Below are 15,851 nucleotides of genomic sequence, written 5' to 3' on the forward strand. Positions count from 1 at the left end.
TTACTCAATCAAGGACAGGATCTCGTCCACCATCATGTCGACTTCCTGGATCGCCTCCCGCGCACCCGGCACGCCATGGACCGTGCAGCCGATCGCCTGGCACTCGCGAAACGCCGAGCGCGAGCCGATCATTGAATTCAGCAGGGGCACGTCGCCGTCGTCGCCAAGAATTTCGATCGCTTGCCGCGCGATGGAAACGCGCCGTTGGACCATGTTCGCCATGACGCGAATTTGCAGGGTCTCGTTCTGTACCTGCGCATGCTGCGCCAGGGTCTTGGCCGCGACGGCGGCCCACAAATCGGGCGGCGACGGGACCACGGGAATAATGGCCAGGTCGGAAATCAGCAGCGCGCTGGACGGCGCCGCCGAATGTACCGCCGGCGGGCAGTCCACAAGAATGTAGTCGTAGTCATGCACAAACTTGCGCACTTCCCGGTGCATGGCGCCGCCCGACGGCGCGAGCCCGATGACAGACGCCGGGAAGGGCCGTTCATCGCTGGCCTGCGCTGCCCATCTGGTGGCGGTGCCCTGCTCGTCCATGTCGACGAGCATCGAGCGCGCGCCACGGAGTCCCAATGTGCCAGCGAGATGCATGCTGACGGTGGTCTTGCCGCAGCCGCCCTTCTGGTTAAAAACGGTGATGATCTTTGCTGCCACTTGGGGCCTCACTTTCAGCGCTGAAAGCGCGAATGATGGGTGTTCAATCAAGGCGAAACTTTAGCTAATCCCACAGTGCGCTACAACCCATTTTCGAAAATTTAAATAAATTGGAAGTGTTCGGAAAAGCGGCAGCGGGGCCGCGTCAGCGCGCCGGCAGGGCCCGGGTGGGCGAAAACCGCCTATATCAACTTTGGGGATTCTTCTTCTTGAAAAGCGGTACAGAATCCGCCTAAAGTAAAGGTAGTGCGCATTACCGCGCACATGACACCGCAACACAATGTGGTTATGATGCCCGTTACAGTCGAGTCAAGTCGTGTCAACTCGTTGACTTCCGTTCGGTATCTACGAGACCCCAGCGTGCTTGAACGGTTGTTTGCGTTGTGTAAAACGAACTTGCTTCGAAAGGACTTTCTTATGGCAACCGGTACGGTCAAGTGGTTCAACGAGACCAAGGGTTTCGGCTTCATTACTCCCGACGATGGCGGCGCAGACCTGTTTGCCCACTTCTCGGAGATTCAGGGCTCGGGTTTCAAGACCCTGAAGGATGGTCAGCGCGTGACGTTTGAAGTCAAGCAAGGTCCGAAGGGCCTGCAGGCTTCTGCGATCAAGCCGGCCTGAAGCGAACCACTGCAGTTTCCCGGCGGTCGTCGAGATGACTGACCGGTAAGCAAGAAGGGCAAGCGCATGCTTGCCCTTCTTGCATTTCAGCCGGCCGGACCCGCCTGGGCGCCACCGCCGCGCTGGCCCCTGCTGCAAGCCCTTATCCGAGCTTGCGCACGCTCGTACGCGACGGCTGGAGGATCAGCGCCTTGGACGAGTCCGCATCAACCTTCGCGCCGGGATAGACAACGAGCACGTCCTTGAGCGCCTTGCGGAACAGCGCCCGGAACTTGCGTTCGCTCTCCGTTTCAGTCCCGAACTGCATCTGCAACGCTTCCCACGGGATTTCCGTCCGGCGCTGGATCGTGAAGAACCGATAGGTAAGCCAGGAATACACGTCGAGCGCGAACGGCGACTGCTTCAGCGCCTTGAGGGCCCGCATGTCGACCGGAACAGGCCGGTTGACCAGTTCATTGAAGAACGGCTCCGACAGCACGACAAAGCTCTCGAACATCGAGCCCTGCCCAGGCTGCATCGGATCCCACCAGGTCGACAGCTGATCGGCCAGCAAATAACCGACCCGATCGATCGACAGTGGCTCATGATTCGGTGCCTGATTCGGCACTGGTACCGACTTGTTCTGGACGATGGCGATCGTGGCCGAAAACAGCCGGATCATCTGCTGGCGAACCAGCGTCATCGTGCCGCGCTTGCCCCCCGTGGCCATCGGAATGCCAAGGTTGTACATGAACTCCGACAGCGAGTTGCCAAGCGAAATACGACGGTCTTCCACCGTACCGGTGAATTCGCCGCGCTTCTTCTTGGCCATGATCTCCTTGCCGATCCAGGCAAGCATCAGGCGCGGGTAGGAGCCGTACGGATAGCCCAGCGACACGGTTTCGGAGACGAGCTTCTGCCGGCCATTCGACGCGCGCTCGGAGCGTTGCTGCGTGAAGTAGCCAGGCTGGATCATCAGCGAGATATTGCCGCTGGTGCGTGTCCAGACGGGCGGCGCGCCCTTCGGTGCTCGATACGGCAGGGTGACCTGCACGCTTGCACGGCTCAGGAAGCCTACTTCGCCACTTTGCCACGCGTCTTCGCGCTCCATGGCCTGGGCTTCGTCGAAAAGACGCTGGAATTTCTCGGACGGCGCGAGGGCGTTCTCGTTCCCGGGAGTGATGATGCGGGACGGTTCCGCGTCCGCTTCCAGGACGGCACGTTCTCCCTCGGAGGCCATAGAGCGTTTGATCGACATATTGATGGGCTTCGGATTACCCGCCTTTTTACGCGATCACGTATACGTTGTCACGCAGAAACGGGTACGTATACGTGTTTATCTGGCGAGGATGCCGTTTGCCCTCTCCAGCGCGTCGGACGGGACGTCGGTCGGGCAACGCAAGGCCTGTCCTGCAAGCTGTTTGTGTTGACTGGCCAGGTATCTGGCGATTGGTGAGATGGCGGCCGCACGGTGGGCAACCCGGCAGGGTTGTCCACGGTTGGCTGCTCATCCACTACAAGTAAACGATACCGATACGGGTTAACTACTTGTAAACCGTATACGGAGCGCCAAGCCCATTGATTGCAAAGCGTTTTTCGAGCCCCTCTGTACCCGTTTCTGCGGCCATCCGTACTCGTTTCTGCGTAGCCCCGAACCCGAATCTGCGGCCAGGCGAACCCGTTTCAGCGAAATCGGCGAACCGAAATCTGCGGGGATAAGTCACTGATCCCACAGGCTTTTCCACAGAACACCGGGCACAAAGCGTACCCGTTTCTGCGCGGCATGGGCCGAACCGCCAGTCACCGCGGCTTGCCCGGGGTGATTGAGGGCCTTATCCCCGCAGAATCAGGTACGCCTTGGCGGCCTCGCGCCGCGTTCTGGGTGCCTTGCGTACCCGTTTCTGCGTCTGGATGGCCGGAAAACGAACCCGATTCTGCGTATACAGGGTTGGAGGCCTCCAAGATGCCCTCTCGAACCTGTTTCTGCGGCGTACCCAAATCTGCGGACGCGAGCTTCCAGGCGCCCCATCCACCAAGGCGTACCCGTTTCTGCGTCCTGAAAAGCGGACCGTGTCTTGCCGGCGTACCCATTTCTGCGGGCTGCCCGGGCGGTGATACGCCGACCGCGGGTATACGCCGCTGCTGTATCAACGCGTATACGCGGAGCCAGTCCACACTTAGCACACCGCGAATCCAGCATCCTCAGGCAGTCTGCGTACCTGTTTCTGCGTAGCTGGCGGCCATCGAGGGAACGCGGACGGGCAGTCGGCAGTGCCTGCAAATCCGGTGCGTACCCATTTCTGCGGCCGCCGGTGGCCGTAAACCGTACCCGTTTCTGCGCAGCGCCTGCGTCGCAGCCCTGTATACATGGGCGTCCGATCATGCGAACCCGATTCTGCGGGGAAAACTGCCTTGCCTAAACATTAGGCGGGATAACTGCCCGCGCAAGGTGCTGCAAAAGCCATACGAAGCGAAAAAGCGTACCTGTTTCTGCGTTGCACAAACCTGTTGTAATCCCGTCACAAGGAAGTCGCGGCGGTGCGGTCCGTACCCATGTCTGCGCAGACGCCGACGACGGGCGTACCCGTTTCTGCGGCGATAGCCAGGCGGCCTTTGGGGTGCGTACCCGTTTCTGCGAGGTGCAGCCGACGGTAGCGTGCAAGGAAAGGGGGATGAGCGGAGACGGACGGTGAAGCCGGCGTTCTAGGCGAGAAGGCGATAGCGGCCGCGTGTCGCGAATACGCCGCATCGGCAACAGCTGCCTGAGCTGTCCGCCGAGGATGGACGAAAAAAAACCCGCCAATGGCGGGCTTTTGGACGCGACGCACGCCGAAGCGTGCGTGCAGCCTGGACTTACATCGGGGTGATGTTAGCCGCTTGCAGGCCCTTCGGGCCGTTCTTGACTTCGAACGACACGCGTTGGTTTTCTTGCAGCGACTTGAAGCCCTCGGCGCGAACTTCCGAGAAGTGCGCGAACAGATCGTCACCGCCGGCGTCCGGCTTGATGAAACCGAAGCCCTTGGCGTCGTTGAACCACTTTACGATACCGGTTTGCATGGTATTGCTTTCCAAAAAAAATAAAAAAGAAACCGATGGTGCGCACACCACCGTATTGCCAACTCAAGGAAAGGACACCATGGACAACCGAAGTACCAAGACGTTGGCTAACGAATGAACTGTTGCCTCGTCGCTTGAATCTGGCGGAGATTTATACGGGGGATTGCCGGTCTCGTCAAGGCAGGGATTCCCCGGCCGGGGCTGGAAGCCCCCGGCGGCTTGTGGGATGATCCGGCCTTTTCCGCATTGTCGAGTCAACACGGCACCCGGCGACGCGTGTCGCACGCGCCGCCCGAGCACCCCGGAGACACCATGTCCACCCCTGAACAGGCCCCCCGGCCAAGCCATCCATCCGCCGCATCCGCCGCATCGAGCCTGGTGGAGCGCCTCTTCAAGCTGCGCGAACACAACACCGACGTGCGCACCGAAGTGCTGGCCGGCGTCACAACGTTCCTGACGATGGCCTACATCATCTTCGTGAACCCGAGCATCCTGGGCGATGCCGGCGTGCCGAAGGATGCCGTCTTCGTGGCCACGTGCCTGGCTGCCGCCATCGGCACGCTGATCATGGGCTTCTATGCCAATTACCCGATTGCCATGGCGCCTGGCATGGGGCTGAACGCCTACTTTGCCTATACCGTGGTCAAAGGCATGGGCCTGCCGTGGCAGGCTGCGCTGGGGGCCGTGTTCATCTCGGGCTGCCTGTTCCTCGTGGTGACGCTGTTCCGCGTACGCGAAGCCATCGTCAAGGGCATTCCCGTCGCGATTCGCGGCGCCATCACCGCCGGTATCGGTCTGTTCCTTGCCATCATCGCGTTGCACAGTGCGGGCATCATTACCGGCAATCCCGCCACGCTGGTCACCATCGGCGACCTCCACCAGCCGCAGGCCGTGCTGGCCATCATTGGCTTCCTGGCGATCGTGGCGCTGGACCGGCTCAAGGTGAAAGGCGCCATCCTGATCGGCATTCTGCTGACGACGGTGCTCAGCTTCATTTTCGCGGGCAACCAGTTCCACGGCGTGGTGTCGGCGCCGCCGTCGATCTCGCCCACGCTGTTCAAGCTCGATATCTCCGGCGCGCTGTCGATCGGCATCGTCAACGTGGTGCTGGTGTTCTTCCTGGTGGAGCTGTTTGACGCCACGGGCACGCTGATGGGGGTGGCCAACCGCGCGGGGCTGCTCAAGGCCGGCAAGATGGACCGCCTGAACAAGGCCCTTATGGCTGACAGCACCGCGATCATGGCCGGTTCGCTGCTCGGTACGTCTTCCACCACTGCCTATATCGAAAGCGCGTCGGGCGTGCAGGCGGGCGGCCGCACGGGCCTGACCGCCGTCACTGTGGCCGTGCTGTTCCTGGCCTGCCTGTTTATCGCGCCGCTGGCCGGCACGGTCCCGGCCTATGCCACCGCGCCGGCGTTGCTGTATGTGTCGTGCCTGATGTTGCGCGAGCTCGTCGACATCGACTGGAGCGATGTCACCGAAGTGGTGCCCGCCGTCCTGACCGCGCTGGCCATGCCGTTCACCTACTCGGTGGCCAATGGCGTGGCCTTCGGCTTTATCTCGTATGCCGCGCTGAAGCTGCTGACGGGCCGCGCCAGGGACGTGCCCGTGATGGCATGGATCATCGCCGCGGTGTTCCTGTTCAAGTTCTACTACTTGCCTGGGCATTGACCGGCGCGCAGCACGCGAAGGTTTCATGAAACAAGTGGGGATGGCCGAAACGCCATCCCCTTTGCATTGGCGGGTGCGGTTTGACACATTCAAAATGACAACGATGACATCCGGCACGGCCGCTGCATGTACGCGTACCTATTTCTGCGTATCAAACGGATGTGCGGCAGCGCGACGGCGTACCCGTTTCTGCGACGAATGTAAGTGCTCATTAACCTAGCAAGCGCAGTCGAAAGCCGCTTCCAAGTCTCATACAAAAGTATGAGACTTGGCTGACAGCCAACATTCCCGGCTGGACAAAAGGGGGGAAATGCACTGAACTAGAGGCGTGGCAAAAATTTGAGGGCGCGCAAGAGCGCCCTTTGTTGACTCCGGGATCCGGGCGCCGTCGACGTGCATCGACCGCACTCGACAGCCAATTGGCGAGGCCCGCCGGTAGGACCAGAACGGGGCCAGCCGATCATGAGACCGTCCTCGCAGGACGGCTTCGCCACCACGAAAGAAAGAGTGCGCGGCATCCATGCGCACCGGACAAAGACAGCTCAAATCCAGAACAGAAAGTGGTAAACGCGAACGTGTAGTGCCGGGGGATGTTGTTCAACGGGGAACAGATCATGACCGCAGGAGAAATCCGGCGTCCCGCCATCGGGCCCATCAGCCAGCCTGGCAGCCAGCCGGCGCAGGGCCAATGGAAAGCCCTGGGAGAAGCCTCCGCAGACATCGCGCTGCATGAAGGGAGCGATGCAGGGCACGAGGACTACGCCATTACCGACGTTGCCGCCGTGCTTGCCGAAGACCACGAACTCTCGCCGCGCACGCGCGCCGCAGTCGAGGGCCTGTTGCAGCGCCATCGCCTGCTGGCCAACGAACTGTGCCGCCAGCGCCTGCTGCTGCAGGAATGGATCCTGAGCCAGCTGACGTACAAGGCGCTGTACTACCAGTATTCGGGCCAGAAACCGGAGTCGCCCAGCATCGAGCTCATGCGCGAGAAAGACATGGTGCGCCGACGTATCCGCGACGAACTGTGCGCGGCCGGCGATCGTGCCAGCGTGCTCGAAGACCCATCACGCAGTTTGTCCACGCCGTGATCCCCCAGACGTTGCGCGCGGGCCAGCCCGCGCAGCCGGCGGAACCGGGCCGGGCCGAATGGCCCTCGGCCGCGCGTGCCGCCGGTTCCGTTGCGACCAACAAGAAGCCCAACGTCAGGGAGAACGTCATGGACCGACTGTGCAAGGCGCCCGCACGCACCGCACAGATCGTGCTCGTGTCGCGCTATGAGGATTTTGGTTTCAGTGCATCCCAGTTCGGATCGGGCTGGGAAATCCGGCGTGTGCAACAGGTGCGAGACCTGGAGCGCACGGTGCGCGGCAGCGCGCCGATGGCCGGCATCATTGACCTGCAGGCGCCGTACACCGACGCCGAGCTGACCCAGCTCGAGCAGGGGCTGCAGCATCTGCATGTCATGTGGGTGGCCATCACGTCGACGGCCATGCTCGAGGACGAACGCGTACGCCGGCTGATCCGCGACTATTGCGTGGATTACGTGCGCACGCCGTTCTCGTTCGACGAACTGCTCTACACGCTCAAGCACGCCCACGGCATGGCCAGCCTGCACGGCGCGCGCATTCCCGAGCAGAACACGCGCGGACCCATGATCGGCGAATGCCAGCCGATGCGTGCCATGTTCCGGTCGCTGGCCAAGGTGGCGCACAACGATGCCCCGGTGTTTATCTCCGGCGAATCGGGCACCGGCAAGGAACTGGCCGCTCAGGCCATCCACGAAGCGTCGAGCCGGCGCAAGGGGCCGTTCGTGGCCATCAACTGCGGCGCCATTCCGTCGCACCTGGTGCAGTCCGAACTGTTCGGCTACGAGAAGGGCGCTTTCACCGGCGCCAACCAGCGCAAGATCGGCTGGATCGAGCAGGCGCAGGGCGGCACGCTGTTTCTGGACGAAATTGGCGACCTGCCGCTGGAAAGCCAGGTGGCGCTGCTGCGGTTCCTGCAGCAGGGCACCATCACGCGCCTGGGCGGCCACCAGTCGATTCCGCTGGACCTGCGCATCATCTCGGCCACGCACGTGGACCTGGTGGCGGCGCAGGGCGACGGCCGCTTCCGTTCCGACCTGTTCCACCGGCTCTGCGTGCTGACGCTCACCATTCCGCCGCTGCGCGAGCGCGGCGAAGACATCCTGCTGCTGGCCAACGCCGTGCTGGCCGAACATGGGCACGAGGCGCATCGCCGCATCCGCGGGTTCTCCACGTGTGCGACGCAGGCCATGATGCAATACAGCTGGCCCGGCAATGTGCGCGAACTGATCAACCGCGTGCGGCGTGCGATCGTGATGACCGACAACCGCAAAATCACGGCCGAGGACCTGCAACTGCATGGCGGGGTGGAAGTCCCGCGCAAGACGCTCGACGCCATTCGCGAAGAAGCCGAGCGCGAAGCCATCCGCACGGTGATGGCCAGCCATGGCTTCCACGTGGTGCCGGCGGCGCGCGAACTGAACGTGTCGCGCGTGACGCTTTATCGGCTGATGCACAAGCACAATATCCGCGTGGATCTGCAGCCAGGCGCGTCGGGAGACTAGCGGGAAGGTCGCCGAAGACCGGCAAGGGAAACGCGCCACGAACTGGGTGGCGCCAAGGGGGATCCGGCGACGTCCGCTCGCCGGATCCCCTTCGTCCTTTCGCCCGGACAGCGGCGGAAGGCTGGCGCGGCTTGGCCCGCGCAAACTGGCCGGCCAGCGGCCCTAGCTCATGCTGACCTTGCCACGGCGCCCGCGAGGCGGCGCGCTGTCGTCATGCTGCAGGCGTCCCGGCGACACGTCGTGGGGATCGGTGATGTAGTCGCGCGCCTGCCGTTCGGCCGGTTGCGCGGCGTGTGCCGGCGTCTGATCGGGCTTGAAGCGCACGTCGCCCCAGGCCCAGCCGAATGCCCGCACGTAGATATCGTTGCTGACTGCCGCGTGACTGTTCAGGTCTGCATCCTCCGGCCGGTCGAAATAGGCGTAGTTGCCCGCCAGTGCGGGCGCGGCCGCGGTCGAGAGCAATGCCACTGCGATGGTGGCTAACACTCTGGCGTACATGGGTGGCTCCCTCCCTTCCTGGAAAAAGGTGCCCGCCGGGGGACGGAGCACGTAAACCTGTTTAGGTGCAGGCGCGCCAAAAAGCAACGGGCGCGTGCCCGAAAGCCTGTTTCACGTCATCTGCCAGGCCAAATGCATCGGTCAGGCGCCTGTCAGCAGCCAGGATGCCCGTTGCGCAGCCGGCTGGCGGGCGCGGCCGAACTGCGCTGGGCGGTGGCGCAAAACGACGTGACCGGCCGCGTGGCTTGCCGTGGAGACGGAAGCAGGGGCGGCGAGAGCAATTCCCTGACGGACGGGGGCGGGCCTGCAAGCCGATAGGCGCGGCGGCGCGCCGTCATTCGGGCGGGTGGATGACGCATGGCAGTGTCTTCTCCTGCGTTCTGACGTTCTTTGTTATTTGACTCGGACTTCTCCCATGCGTAACAGAGCGACAAGCGTGCCAATCGGGTGCAAACGCTTGTTTTACAAGGCTTGCCGGCAGGCGCCGCGCTGGATGTCGCGCGCCATGACGCCGCCGCGGCGGCAATCGGTTACGCCGGTGTTACGACAAGCGGACGCCAGGTCGCGTGGACCCGTCACGCGTGACACGCGGCTTGCCGGATGCAAGGCGCCGGCCGCGAACGCGGCAGCGAACGCGCGGGTGCCAAGGGGGCGCGGACGGGTGCCAAGGTGGGACAGAGGCAACCTGGCAGCCGCCAAACCTGCCGGCGTGTCTGCTTTTCGGGGCAGAACTGCCGCACGCCGATAGAAATGCCGCAGGTCCGGTCGCGCCGGAAATTGGGCGCGGGCGAGGCGTGCATCCGGTTGCATCCCTGATACCGGCGAGGGTCCGCAGAAATGGGTACGGAAATGGGTACGCAGGGGGCGCGGCGGATACGCAACGGCAGCCCGCCGCCGGGGTGCCGCAGTGCACGCCGGCAGCGGTGGGCGCGTCAGCGCGGCGCGGCCGGCGCGCCCGAGGCGCCGTTCGTGGCGGGCGCGGGGGGCGCGGAGGGCGTTGTCGCGGCGCTGCCCGATATCGGCTTGGGGCCCGGCCCCGGCGGCTGGTTGCGTTCGCAGCCCGACAACATCGCGAGGCAAAGCATCAGGCACGGCACCAGCCGGGACGGAACGCGGCCCGCGTGAGCGGTGACGGGCTGGGGCTGGCCGTTCTTGGTCAAGATCACGTATGGCTCCTGTTCTGGCCGCACTCGCGGCGTGCCCGGCGGATATACCGGGCGCGGGCGGTACGGCATGTGTGCCTTGATCAACTGTAGCAGGCAGACGTGTCGGCCGCGGCCCGAGCGCACTATGATGAACGCACGCATCAGACTTCGGCTGACAGACAGGATGCGTCACAGGGGCGATGGTTGGGGCCAGGGTCCAGGGCGCCAGGCCCGCCCCGTTTCCGGTCGGCCCGAACCTGCCCGACGCCAGCCCACTCCAGGACACCCAGGCATGCCTTCAGAACACGTGCCCGAGAAGCCCGACCGCTCGCCGCCCAGCCCCCGGCGCGGCCGCTGGCTGCCCGACCGCCATACCGGCAGCCGCACCGTGCGCGTGGTATCGGCCGCCATCATGGCGTGGTTCGATCACCGCGCGGCCAGCAAGGGCGCGGCGCTGTCGTTCTATATGCTGTTCTCGATGGCGCCGATCCTGGTGCTGGTCATCTCCATTGCCGGCCTGTTCTTCGGGGCCGAAGCCGCGCGCGGCGAAATCTTCTCGCAGCTCAATGGACTGGTGGGCGAACAGGGCGCGGCCGCCATCCAGAGCATCCTGGCGGCGACGCACCGCGCTGGCGGCAGCGGCATCGCGGCGACGATCGCGTTCGGCATCCTGATCGTCGGCGCCACGAGCGCGTTCGCGGAGCTCAAGAGCAGCCTCGACGATATCTGGCAGGCACCCCCGCCCCTCGGCGCTGGATGGAAAAAGCTGCTGCGCGCACGGATGCTGTCGTTCAGCATCGTGCTGGCGCTGGCGTTCATGCTGCTGGTGTCGCTGGTGATCAACGCGGCCCTGGCCGTGGTCAACCGATTCTGGGGCCAGCTCTGGACGGCCTCGTGGTTCGCGCCCGTGGCCGACGCGATTTCCACCGCCTTCTCGTTCGCCGTGGTCACCGCGCTGTTCGCCACGATTTTCAAGATGCTGCCAAACGTGCGGATCGCGTGGCGGGACGTGCTGATGGGCGCCATCATCACCGCGCTGCTGTTCTCGGTGGGCAAGCGGCTGATCGGGCTGTATCTGGGCAACAGCGCCGTGGCGTCTTCGTATGGCGCGGCGGGATCGGTCGTGGCGCTGATGCTGTGGGTGTATTATTCGGCACAAATTTTCTTCTTCGGCGCCGAACTGACGCGGCAGTACGCGTTGCAGTTTGGCAGCCTGCGTGGGCATGATCCAGCGCGCGAAAACCGCCCGCCGGCAACGCACGCCCCCGGCCGGCACCGCGAACCGGTAAAATAGCGCCCCAATCCGATCCCCGGGACACGTCCCGGGTGCTCCCAGGCCGCTGGCGCCCGCCCGAACGCACGCCAGCGGCGCCAGCGCCCAGCCCGGGCGCCTTTCGACCATCGCCCCTTACCCGATTCCTGAAGCCGTGAGTTCGCTCGTTTCCGAAATTGCGCGTCGCCGCACGTTTGCCATCATTTCCCACCCGGATGCGGGTAAGACCACGCTGACCGAGAAGCTGCTCTGGTTCGGCGGCGCCATCCAGGTGGCCGGCGAAGTGCGCGCGCGCAAGGCCGACCGTCACGCCACGTCCGACTGGATGGAGCTGGAAAAGCAGCGCGGCATCTCGGTGACGTCGTCGGTGATGCAGTTCCCGTACCAGTCGCGCCCGGACGCCCCGGAGAACATCGTGAACCTGCTCGACACGCCGGGCCACGAGGATTTTTCCGAAGACACGTACCGGACGCTGACGGCCGTGGACTCGGCCGTGATGGTGATCGACTCCGTCAACGGCGTGGAAGCCCAGACCATCAAGCTGCTGAACGTCTGCCGCCTGCGCGACACCCCGATCCTCACGTTCATCAACAAGCTCGACCGCGAAGGCCGTTCGCCGATCGAGCTGCTCGACGAAATCGAGGACGTGCTCAAGATCCAGTGCGCGCCGATGACCTGGCCGATCGGCATGGGCAAGGCCTTCCGCGGCGTGTATCACATGATCGACGACAAGGTGCAGCTGTTCGATCCGAAGGGCGAAAAGGGGACCGCCGCCATGCTCGACGGGCTGGACAACCCCGAACTCGACCGCATCCTCGGTTCGCAGGCCGACGAACTGCGCATGGAGATCGAACTGGTGCGCGGCGCGTCGCACACGTTCGACCGCGAGGCCTTCCTGGCCGGCAGGCAGACGCCCGTGTACTTCGGTTCGGCGATCAACAACTTCGGCGTGCAGTCGCTGCTGGACGCCTTGTGCGAACTGTCGCCGCCGCCGCTGGCGCGTGCGACCGAATCGCGTACGGTCGAACCGCAGGAAGGCAAGTTCAGCGGCTTCGTGTTCAAGATCCAGGCCAACATGGACCCGCGCCACCGCGACCGCATCGCGTTCGTGCGCGTGTGCTCGGGGCGCTTTGACCGCGGCATGAAGCTGCTGCACGTGGCGCAGGGCAAGACCGTGGCCATCAACAACGCCATCACGTTCATGGCGCAGGACCGCAACACGACCGAGGAAGCCTACGCCGGCGACATCATCGGCGTGCCGAACCACGGCACCATCCGCCTGGGCGACGTGTTCACGGAAGGCGAGCCGCTGCGCTTCACGGGTATCCCGTCGTTCGCGCCCGAATTCTTCCGCCGCGCGCGCCTGAACAACCCGCTCAAGGTCAAGCAGTTGCAGAAGGGCCTGCAGCAGCTGGCCGAAGAGGGCGCCACGCAGATGTTCCGCCCGCTGATGTCGAACGAGCTGGTGCTGGGCGCCGTCGGCATGCTGCAGTTCGACGTCGTGGCGCACCGCCTGGAGCACGAATATGGCGTCGATGCGATCTTCGAGTCGCATGAATGCGCCACGGCGCGCTGGCTCAAGGGCGATCCGGCAGAGATCGAGAAACTGATCGACAAGAACGGCCACAACGTGGCCATCGACGGTGCCGGCGATCACGTCTACCTGGCACCGAGCATGGTCAACCTGCGCCTGACGCAGGAGCGTTTCCCGAATATCCGCTTCCTGGAAACGCGCGAAATCGCCTGATCCGGCTACGGCTGGCTCATGGCGGGCCCGATTCCGCGAGGGCGTCGGGCCCGTCTTGGTGTGCTGTGCTGATCACTTTGTGTCGGCAACGATACAACACCGGCGCGGCGCAATGCCGGCGTCTGGGCTAGAATCCTGAGCTTTGTACGCGACTGCGTACATTGCCTGCCTCCTGCGCCCTCAGGGCGCTTCCAGCCCCATGTCCAACGCCTCCGCGCTGCCGGCCGACGAGCCGGATTCCGTCTTTCATGACCCCGCCTTCCGGCATTTCTGGTTTGCCCGGCTCTGCACCACCATCGGTTATCAGATCTTCACGGTCGCCGTGGGCTGGCAGATGTACGACCTGACGCGCGATCCGTTCATGCTCGGCATGGTGGGGCTGGTGCAGTTCCTGCCATCGATCGCGCTGATCTTGATGTCCGGCCATGTGGCCGACCGTTTCGACCGCCGCATCATCGTGCGGACCTGCCAGATGCTCGAAGCGGTGATCGCGGCGTCGATGGCCGTGGCCAGCTTCTCGGGCTGGGTCACCAGCGAGCACATCTTCTTCTTCGTGGCGGCCATTGGCGGCTGCCGGGCCTTCGAGACCCCCACGCTGCAGGCGCTGCTGCCCAGCGTGGTCACGCCCCGCCAGTTGCCGCGCGCCGTGGCGCTGGCCAGCTCGGCTGCGCAGACCGCCATCATCATCGGCCCCGCGCTGGGCGGGTTTGCCTATGTGGCGGGCGCGGGGGTGGTCTACACGATCAGCGCCATGCTGTTCGCCATCGCCGCGGGGCTGGTGTTCACGCTGAAGCTGCGCCAGGCCGCGCAGCGCCTGACCGCGCCGGTCAGCATCAAGACGCTGTTCGCCGGCTTTGCCTATATCCGCAGCCACCAGGTGCTGCTGGGCGCGGTGTCGCTGGACCTGTTCGCGGTGCTGCTGGGCGGCGCCACGGCGCTGTTGCCGATCTATGCGCGCGACATCCTGCATACCGGCCCGTGGGGCCTGGGCCTGCTGCGGTCGTCGCCAGCCATCGGGGCGCTGGCGACGGCGCTGTGGCTGGCCCGGCATCCGCTGAACCGCCGCGTGGGCCGCGTGATGTTTGGCGCAGTGGCTATTTTTGGCGTGGCGACGATGGTGTTCGGCGTGTCGACGTGGCTGCCGCTGTCGATGGCCGCACTGGTGGTGCTGGGCGCGTCGGACATGATCAGCGTGGTGGTGCGCCAGACGCTGGTGCAGCTCGATACCCCCGACGACATGCGCGGCCGCGTGGGCGCGGTCAACTCGGTGTTCATCGGCGCATCGAACCAGCTTGGCGAGTTCGAGTCGGGCGTGACGGCGGCGCTGCTCGGGCCGGTGGGCGCGGTGCTGCTGGGCGGCGCCGGCACGATCCTGGTGGTGGCGGCATGGATGAAGCTGTTCCCGATGCTGACCCACCGCGACCGCCTGCACGACCATCCGACCGGCCCGCAGGGTGCGGACGCGTCCGGCAACAAGGCGGCGCCGGCACGCTGATGCGGCCCGGCGCGAGCCTTCGAAAGGGTGGCCTGGCCACCCTTTTTCCATGTCGGCGCGCACGCACAGGCGTACCCGTTTCTGCGTGGCCGCGATCCGTCCGCAGGCCAGCCGGATTGGATTAGAGTCACGCCATGGCAGACACCTCCCGGCCCCTCACCGACAACGCCGTGTTTTCCGCGCTCACGCAATCGCGTGCGTCGCTGGAGCGCGCCTGCGTGCTGGGCGATGGCCTGGGGCTGGCGCTCTGGCGCAACCGCCACGACGACACCGCCTACGCCCGGCCTGGGCACCACACGATGTCGATGTACCTGGAAGGCGGCTATTCGACCTATCGCCGGGATGCCCCCGACCGCAAGGGCGGCCCGGACCGCCTTTGCCTGCTGCCGGCCGGACACGAATCGGCCTGGCATGTGGGCGGCACGCAGCGATTCCTGCATCTCTACTTCCAGCCGGAACACCTGGCCTGGCACTGTGTGCGCGTGCTCGACACCGAGCCTCGCGCGCTGCAGCTGCAGGACCGGCTGTTCGTCGAGGATGCCGGGCTGGCGGCGCTGTCGCGCCAACTGGTGGCGCTGGACTGGCAGGACCCTGACAGCCGCATGGTCGGCAACGCCATGGCGCACCGGGCCGTGACCCATCTGCTGCTGTCCCATGGCGCGCGCCAGCCTGCGGCCAACTGGCGCGGCGGGCTGTCGGCGCAGGCCAGACGCCGCGTGGCCGACTGGATCCACGCCCATCCCGCCGAAAATCCGACCCTAGGCGAGCTTGCCGCACTGGCCGGCCTGTCGGAATTCCACTTCGCGCGCATGTTCCGGGTGTCGTTCGGCATGGCGCCGCACGCCTGGGTCATGCGGGCGCGGCTCGACCGCGCGCGTGCGCTGCTGGACGACGGGCGGCTGTCCCTGCAGCAGGTGGCCAGCCGCGCCGGCTTTGCCTCGGCCAGCCACTTCAACAACCGTTTTCGCGCGGCCTACGGCGTCACGCCGGGCCAATGGCGCACGGCGGCAGGAATTTCAGGCGAGTTGTAAATCCTGCACATGGACGGCCCCGGGCGGGACCGTTGTGATGTCGGAGGCCCGCCCGGAGCCGCACGTCGGCAGCCATTGCGCCGTCGG

General features: G+C 64.9%; 13 protein-coding genes. 8 read left to right on the plus strand and 5 right to left on the minus strand.

The annotated features are described in order from the left end of the window. Entirely contained in the window at positions 1 to 657 is a 657-nt protein-coding gene (locus AC24R4_RS06715) for an AAA family ATPase (protein WP_066737651.1), read from the minus strand. Between the two features lie 417 nt (positions 658 to 1,074). On the opposite strand from AC24R4_RS06715, the gene AC24R4_RS06720 reads away from it, so the two are divergent. Continuing rightward, a complete protein-coding gene (locus AC24R4_RS06720) occupies positions 1,075 to 1,278 on the plus strand; it encodes a cold-shock protein (protein ID WP_006159056.1) in 204 nt (67 codons plus the stop codon). A gap of 142 nt (positions 1,279 to 1,420) precedes the next feature. On the opposite strand, the gene AC24R4_RS06725 is transcribed toward AC24R4_RS06720, so the two are convergent. Then, on the minus strand, positions 1,421 to 2,515 hold the full coding sequence (locus AC24R4_RS06725) for a replication protein RepA (protein WP_400395360.1): 1,095 nt from the start codon (positions 2,513 to 2,515) through the stop codon (positions 1,421 to 1,423). Positions 2,516 to 4,110: 1,595 nt separating this feature from the next. Further along, positions 4,111 to 4,314, minus strand: coding sequence for a cold-shock protein (locus AC24R4_RS06730; RefSeq protein ID WP_029051093.1), 204 nt, complete (start codon positions 4,312 to 4,314; stop codon positions 4,111 to 4,113). 312 nt (positions 4,315 to 4,626) lie between these two features. Here AC24R4_RS06730 and AC24R4_RS06735 point away from each other — a divergent pair, with 312 nt between their 5' ends. From AC24R4_RS06735 to AC24R4_RS06745, 3 genes are all read left to right on the plus strand, one after another. Continuing rightward, positions 4,627 to 5,985, plus strand: a complete 1,359-nt coding sequence (locus AC24R4_RS06735; RefSeq protein WP_487522552.1) for an NCS2 family permease — start codon at positions 4,627 to 4,629, stop codon at positions 5,983 to 5,985. A 614-nt stretch (positions 5,986 to 6,599) separates the two neighbouring features. Further along, positions 6,600 to 7,073 (plus strand): hypothetical protein, encoded by a 474-nt coding sequence (locus AC24R4_RS06740; protein WP_400394998.1) that lies wholly within the window; start codon positions 6,600 to 6,602, stop codon positions 7,071 to 7,073. 128 nt (positions 7,074 to 7,201) lie between these two features. Next, entirely contained in the window at positions 7,202 to 8,575 is a 1,374-nt protein-coding gene (locus AC24R4_RS06745; RefSeq protein ID WP_400394996.1) for a sigma 54-interacting transcriptional regulator, read from the plus strand. Between the two features lie 162 nt (positions 8,576 to 8,737). On the opposite strand, the gene AC24R4_RS06750 is transcribed toward AC24R4_RS06745, so the two are convergent. Continuing rightward, positions 8,738 to 9,073, minus strand: coding sequence for a hypothetical protein (locus AC24R4_RS06750; RefSeq protein ID WP_400394994.1), 336 nt, complete (start codon positions 9,071 to 9,073; stop codon positions 8,738 to 8,740). 932 nt (positions 9,074 to 10,005) lie between these two features. After that, positions 10,006 to 10,239: a hypothetical protein gene (locus tag AC24R4_RS06755; protein WP_487522553.1), complete on the minus strand. Its 234-nt coding sequence runs from the start codon at positions 10,237 to 10,239 to the stop codon at positions 10,006 to 10,008. A gap of 271 nt (positions 10,240 to 10,510) precedes the next feature. On the opposite strand from AC24R4_RS06755, the gene AC24R4_RS06760 reads away from it, so the two are divergent. The 4 genes from AC24R4_RS06760 to AC24R4_RS06775 all read left to right on the plus strand — a co-directional run bounded on the left by AC24R4_RS06760 (position 10,511) and on the right by AC24R4_RS06775 (position 15,764). Continuing rightward, on the plus strand, positions 10,511 to 11,512 hold the full coding sequence (locus tag AC24R4_RS06760; RefSeq protein ID WP_400393452.1) for a YihY/virulence factor BrkB family protein: 1,002 nt from the start codon (positions 10,511 to 10,513) through the stop codon (positions 11,510 to 11,512). Between the two features lie 133 nt (positions 11,513 to 11,645). Then, complete coding sequence (locus tag AC24R4_RS06765; RefSeq protein ID WP_400393454.1) at positions 11,646 to 13,238, plus strand: peptide chain release factor 3; 1,593 nt, start codon at positions 11,646 to 11,648, stop codon at positions 13,236 to 13,238. 199 nt (positions 13,239 to 13,437) lie between these two features. Next, the gene (locus AC24R4_RS06770; protein ID WP_400393456.1) at positions 13,438 to 14,733 is read left to right on the plus strand and encodes an MFS transporter; all 1,296 of its coding nucleotides are present in this window, start codon (positions 13,438 to 13,440) and stop codon (positions 14,731 to 14,733) included. Between the two features lie 134 nt (positions 14,734 to 14,867). Then, a complete protein-coding gene (locus AC24R4_RS06775) occupies positions 14,868 to 15,764 on the plus strand; it encodes a helix-turn-helix domain-containing protein (protein ID WP_487522554.1) in 897 nt (298 codons plus the stop codon). Positions 15,765 to 15,851 lie beyond the last annotated feature (87 nt).

This window comes from Cupriavidus sp. CER-90 (assembly GCF_057652055.1).

Coding starts and splice junctions, on each gene's coding strand:
- AC24R4_RS06770 (WP_400393456.1), top strand. CDS start 13,438: ATGTCCAACGCCTCCGCGCTGCCGGCCGACGAGCCGGATTCCGTCTTT.
- AC24R4_RS06730 (WP_029051093.1), bottom strand. CDS start 4,314: ATGCAAACCGGTATCGTAAAGTGGTTCAACGACGCCAAGGGCTTCGGT.
- AC24R4_RS06750 (WP_400394994.1), bottom strand. CDS start 9,073: ATGTACGCCAGAGTGTTAGCCACCATCGCAGTGGCATTGCTCTCGACC.
- AC24R4_RS06775 (WP_487522554.1), top strand. CDS start 14,868: ATGGCAGACACCTCCCGGCCCCTCACCGACAACGCCGTGTTTTCCGCG.
- AC24R4_RS06735 (WP_487522552.1), top strand. CDS start 4,627: ATGTCCACCCCTGAACAGGCCCCCCGGCCAAGCCATCCATCCGCCGCA.
- AC24R4_RS06720 (WP_006159056.1), top strand. CDS start 1,075: ATGGCAACCGGTACGGTCAAGTGGTTCAACGAGACCAAGGGTTTCGGC.
- AC24R4_RS06745 (WP_400394996.1), top strand. CDS start 7,202: ATGGACCGACTGTGCAAGGCGCCCGCACGCACCGCACAGATCGTGCTC.
- AC24R4_RS06760 (WP_400393452.1), top strand. CDS start 10,511: ATGCCTTCAGAACACGTGCCCGAGAAGCCCGACCGCTCGCCGCCCAGC.
- AC24R4_RS06725 (WP_400395360.1), bottom strand. CDS start 2,515: ATGTCGATCAAACGCTCTATGGCCTCCGAGGGAGAACGTGCCGTCCTG.
- AC24R4_RS06740 (WP_400394998.1), top strand. CDS start 6,600: ATGACCGCAGGAGAAATCCGGCGTCCCGCCATCGGGCCCATCAGCCAG.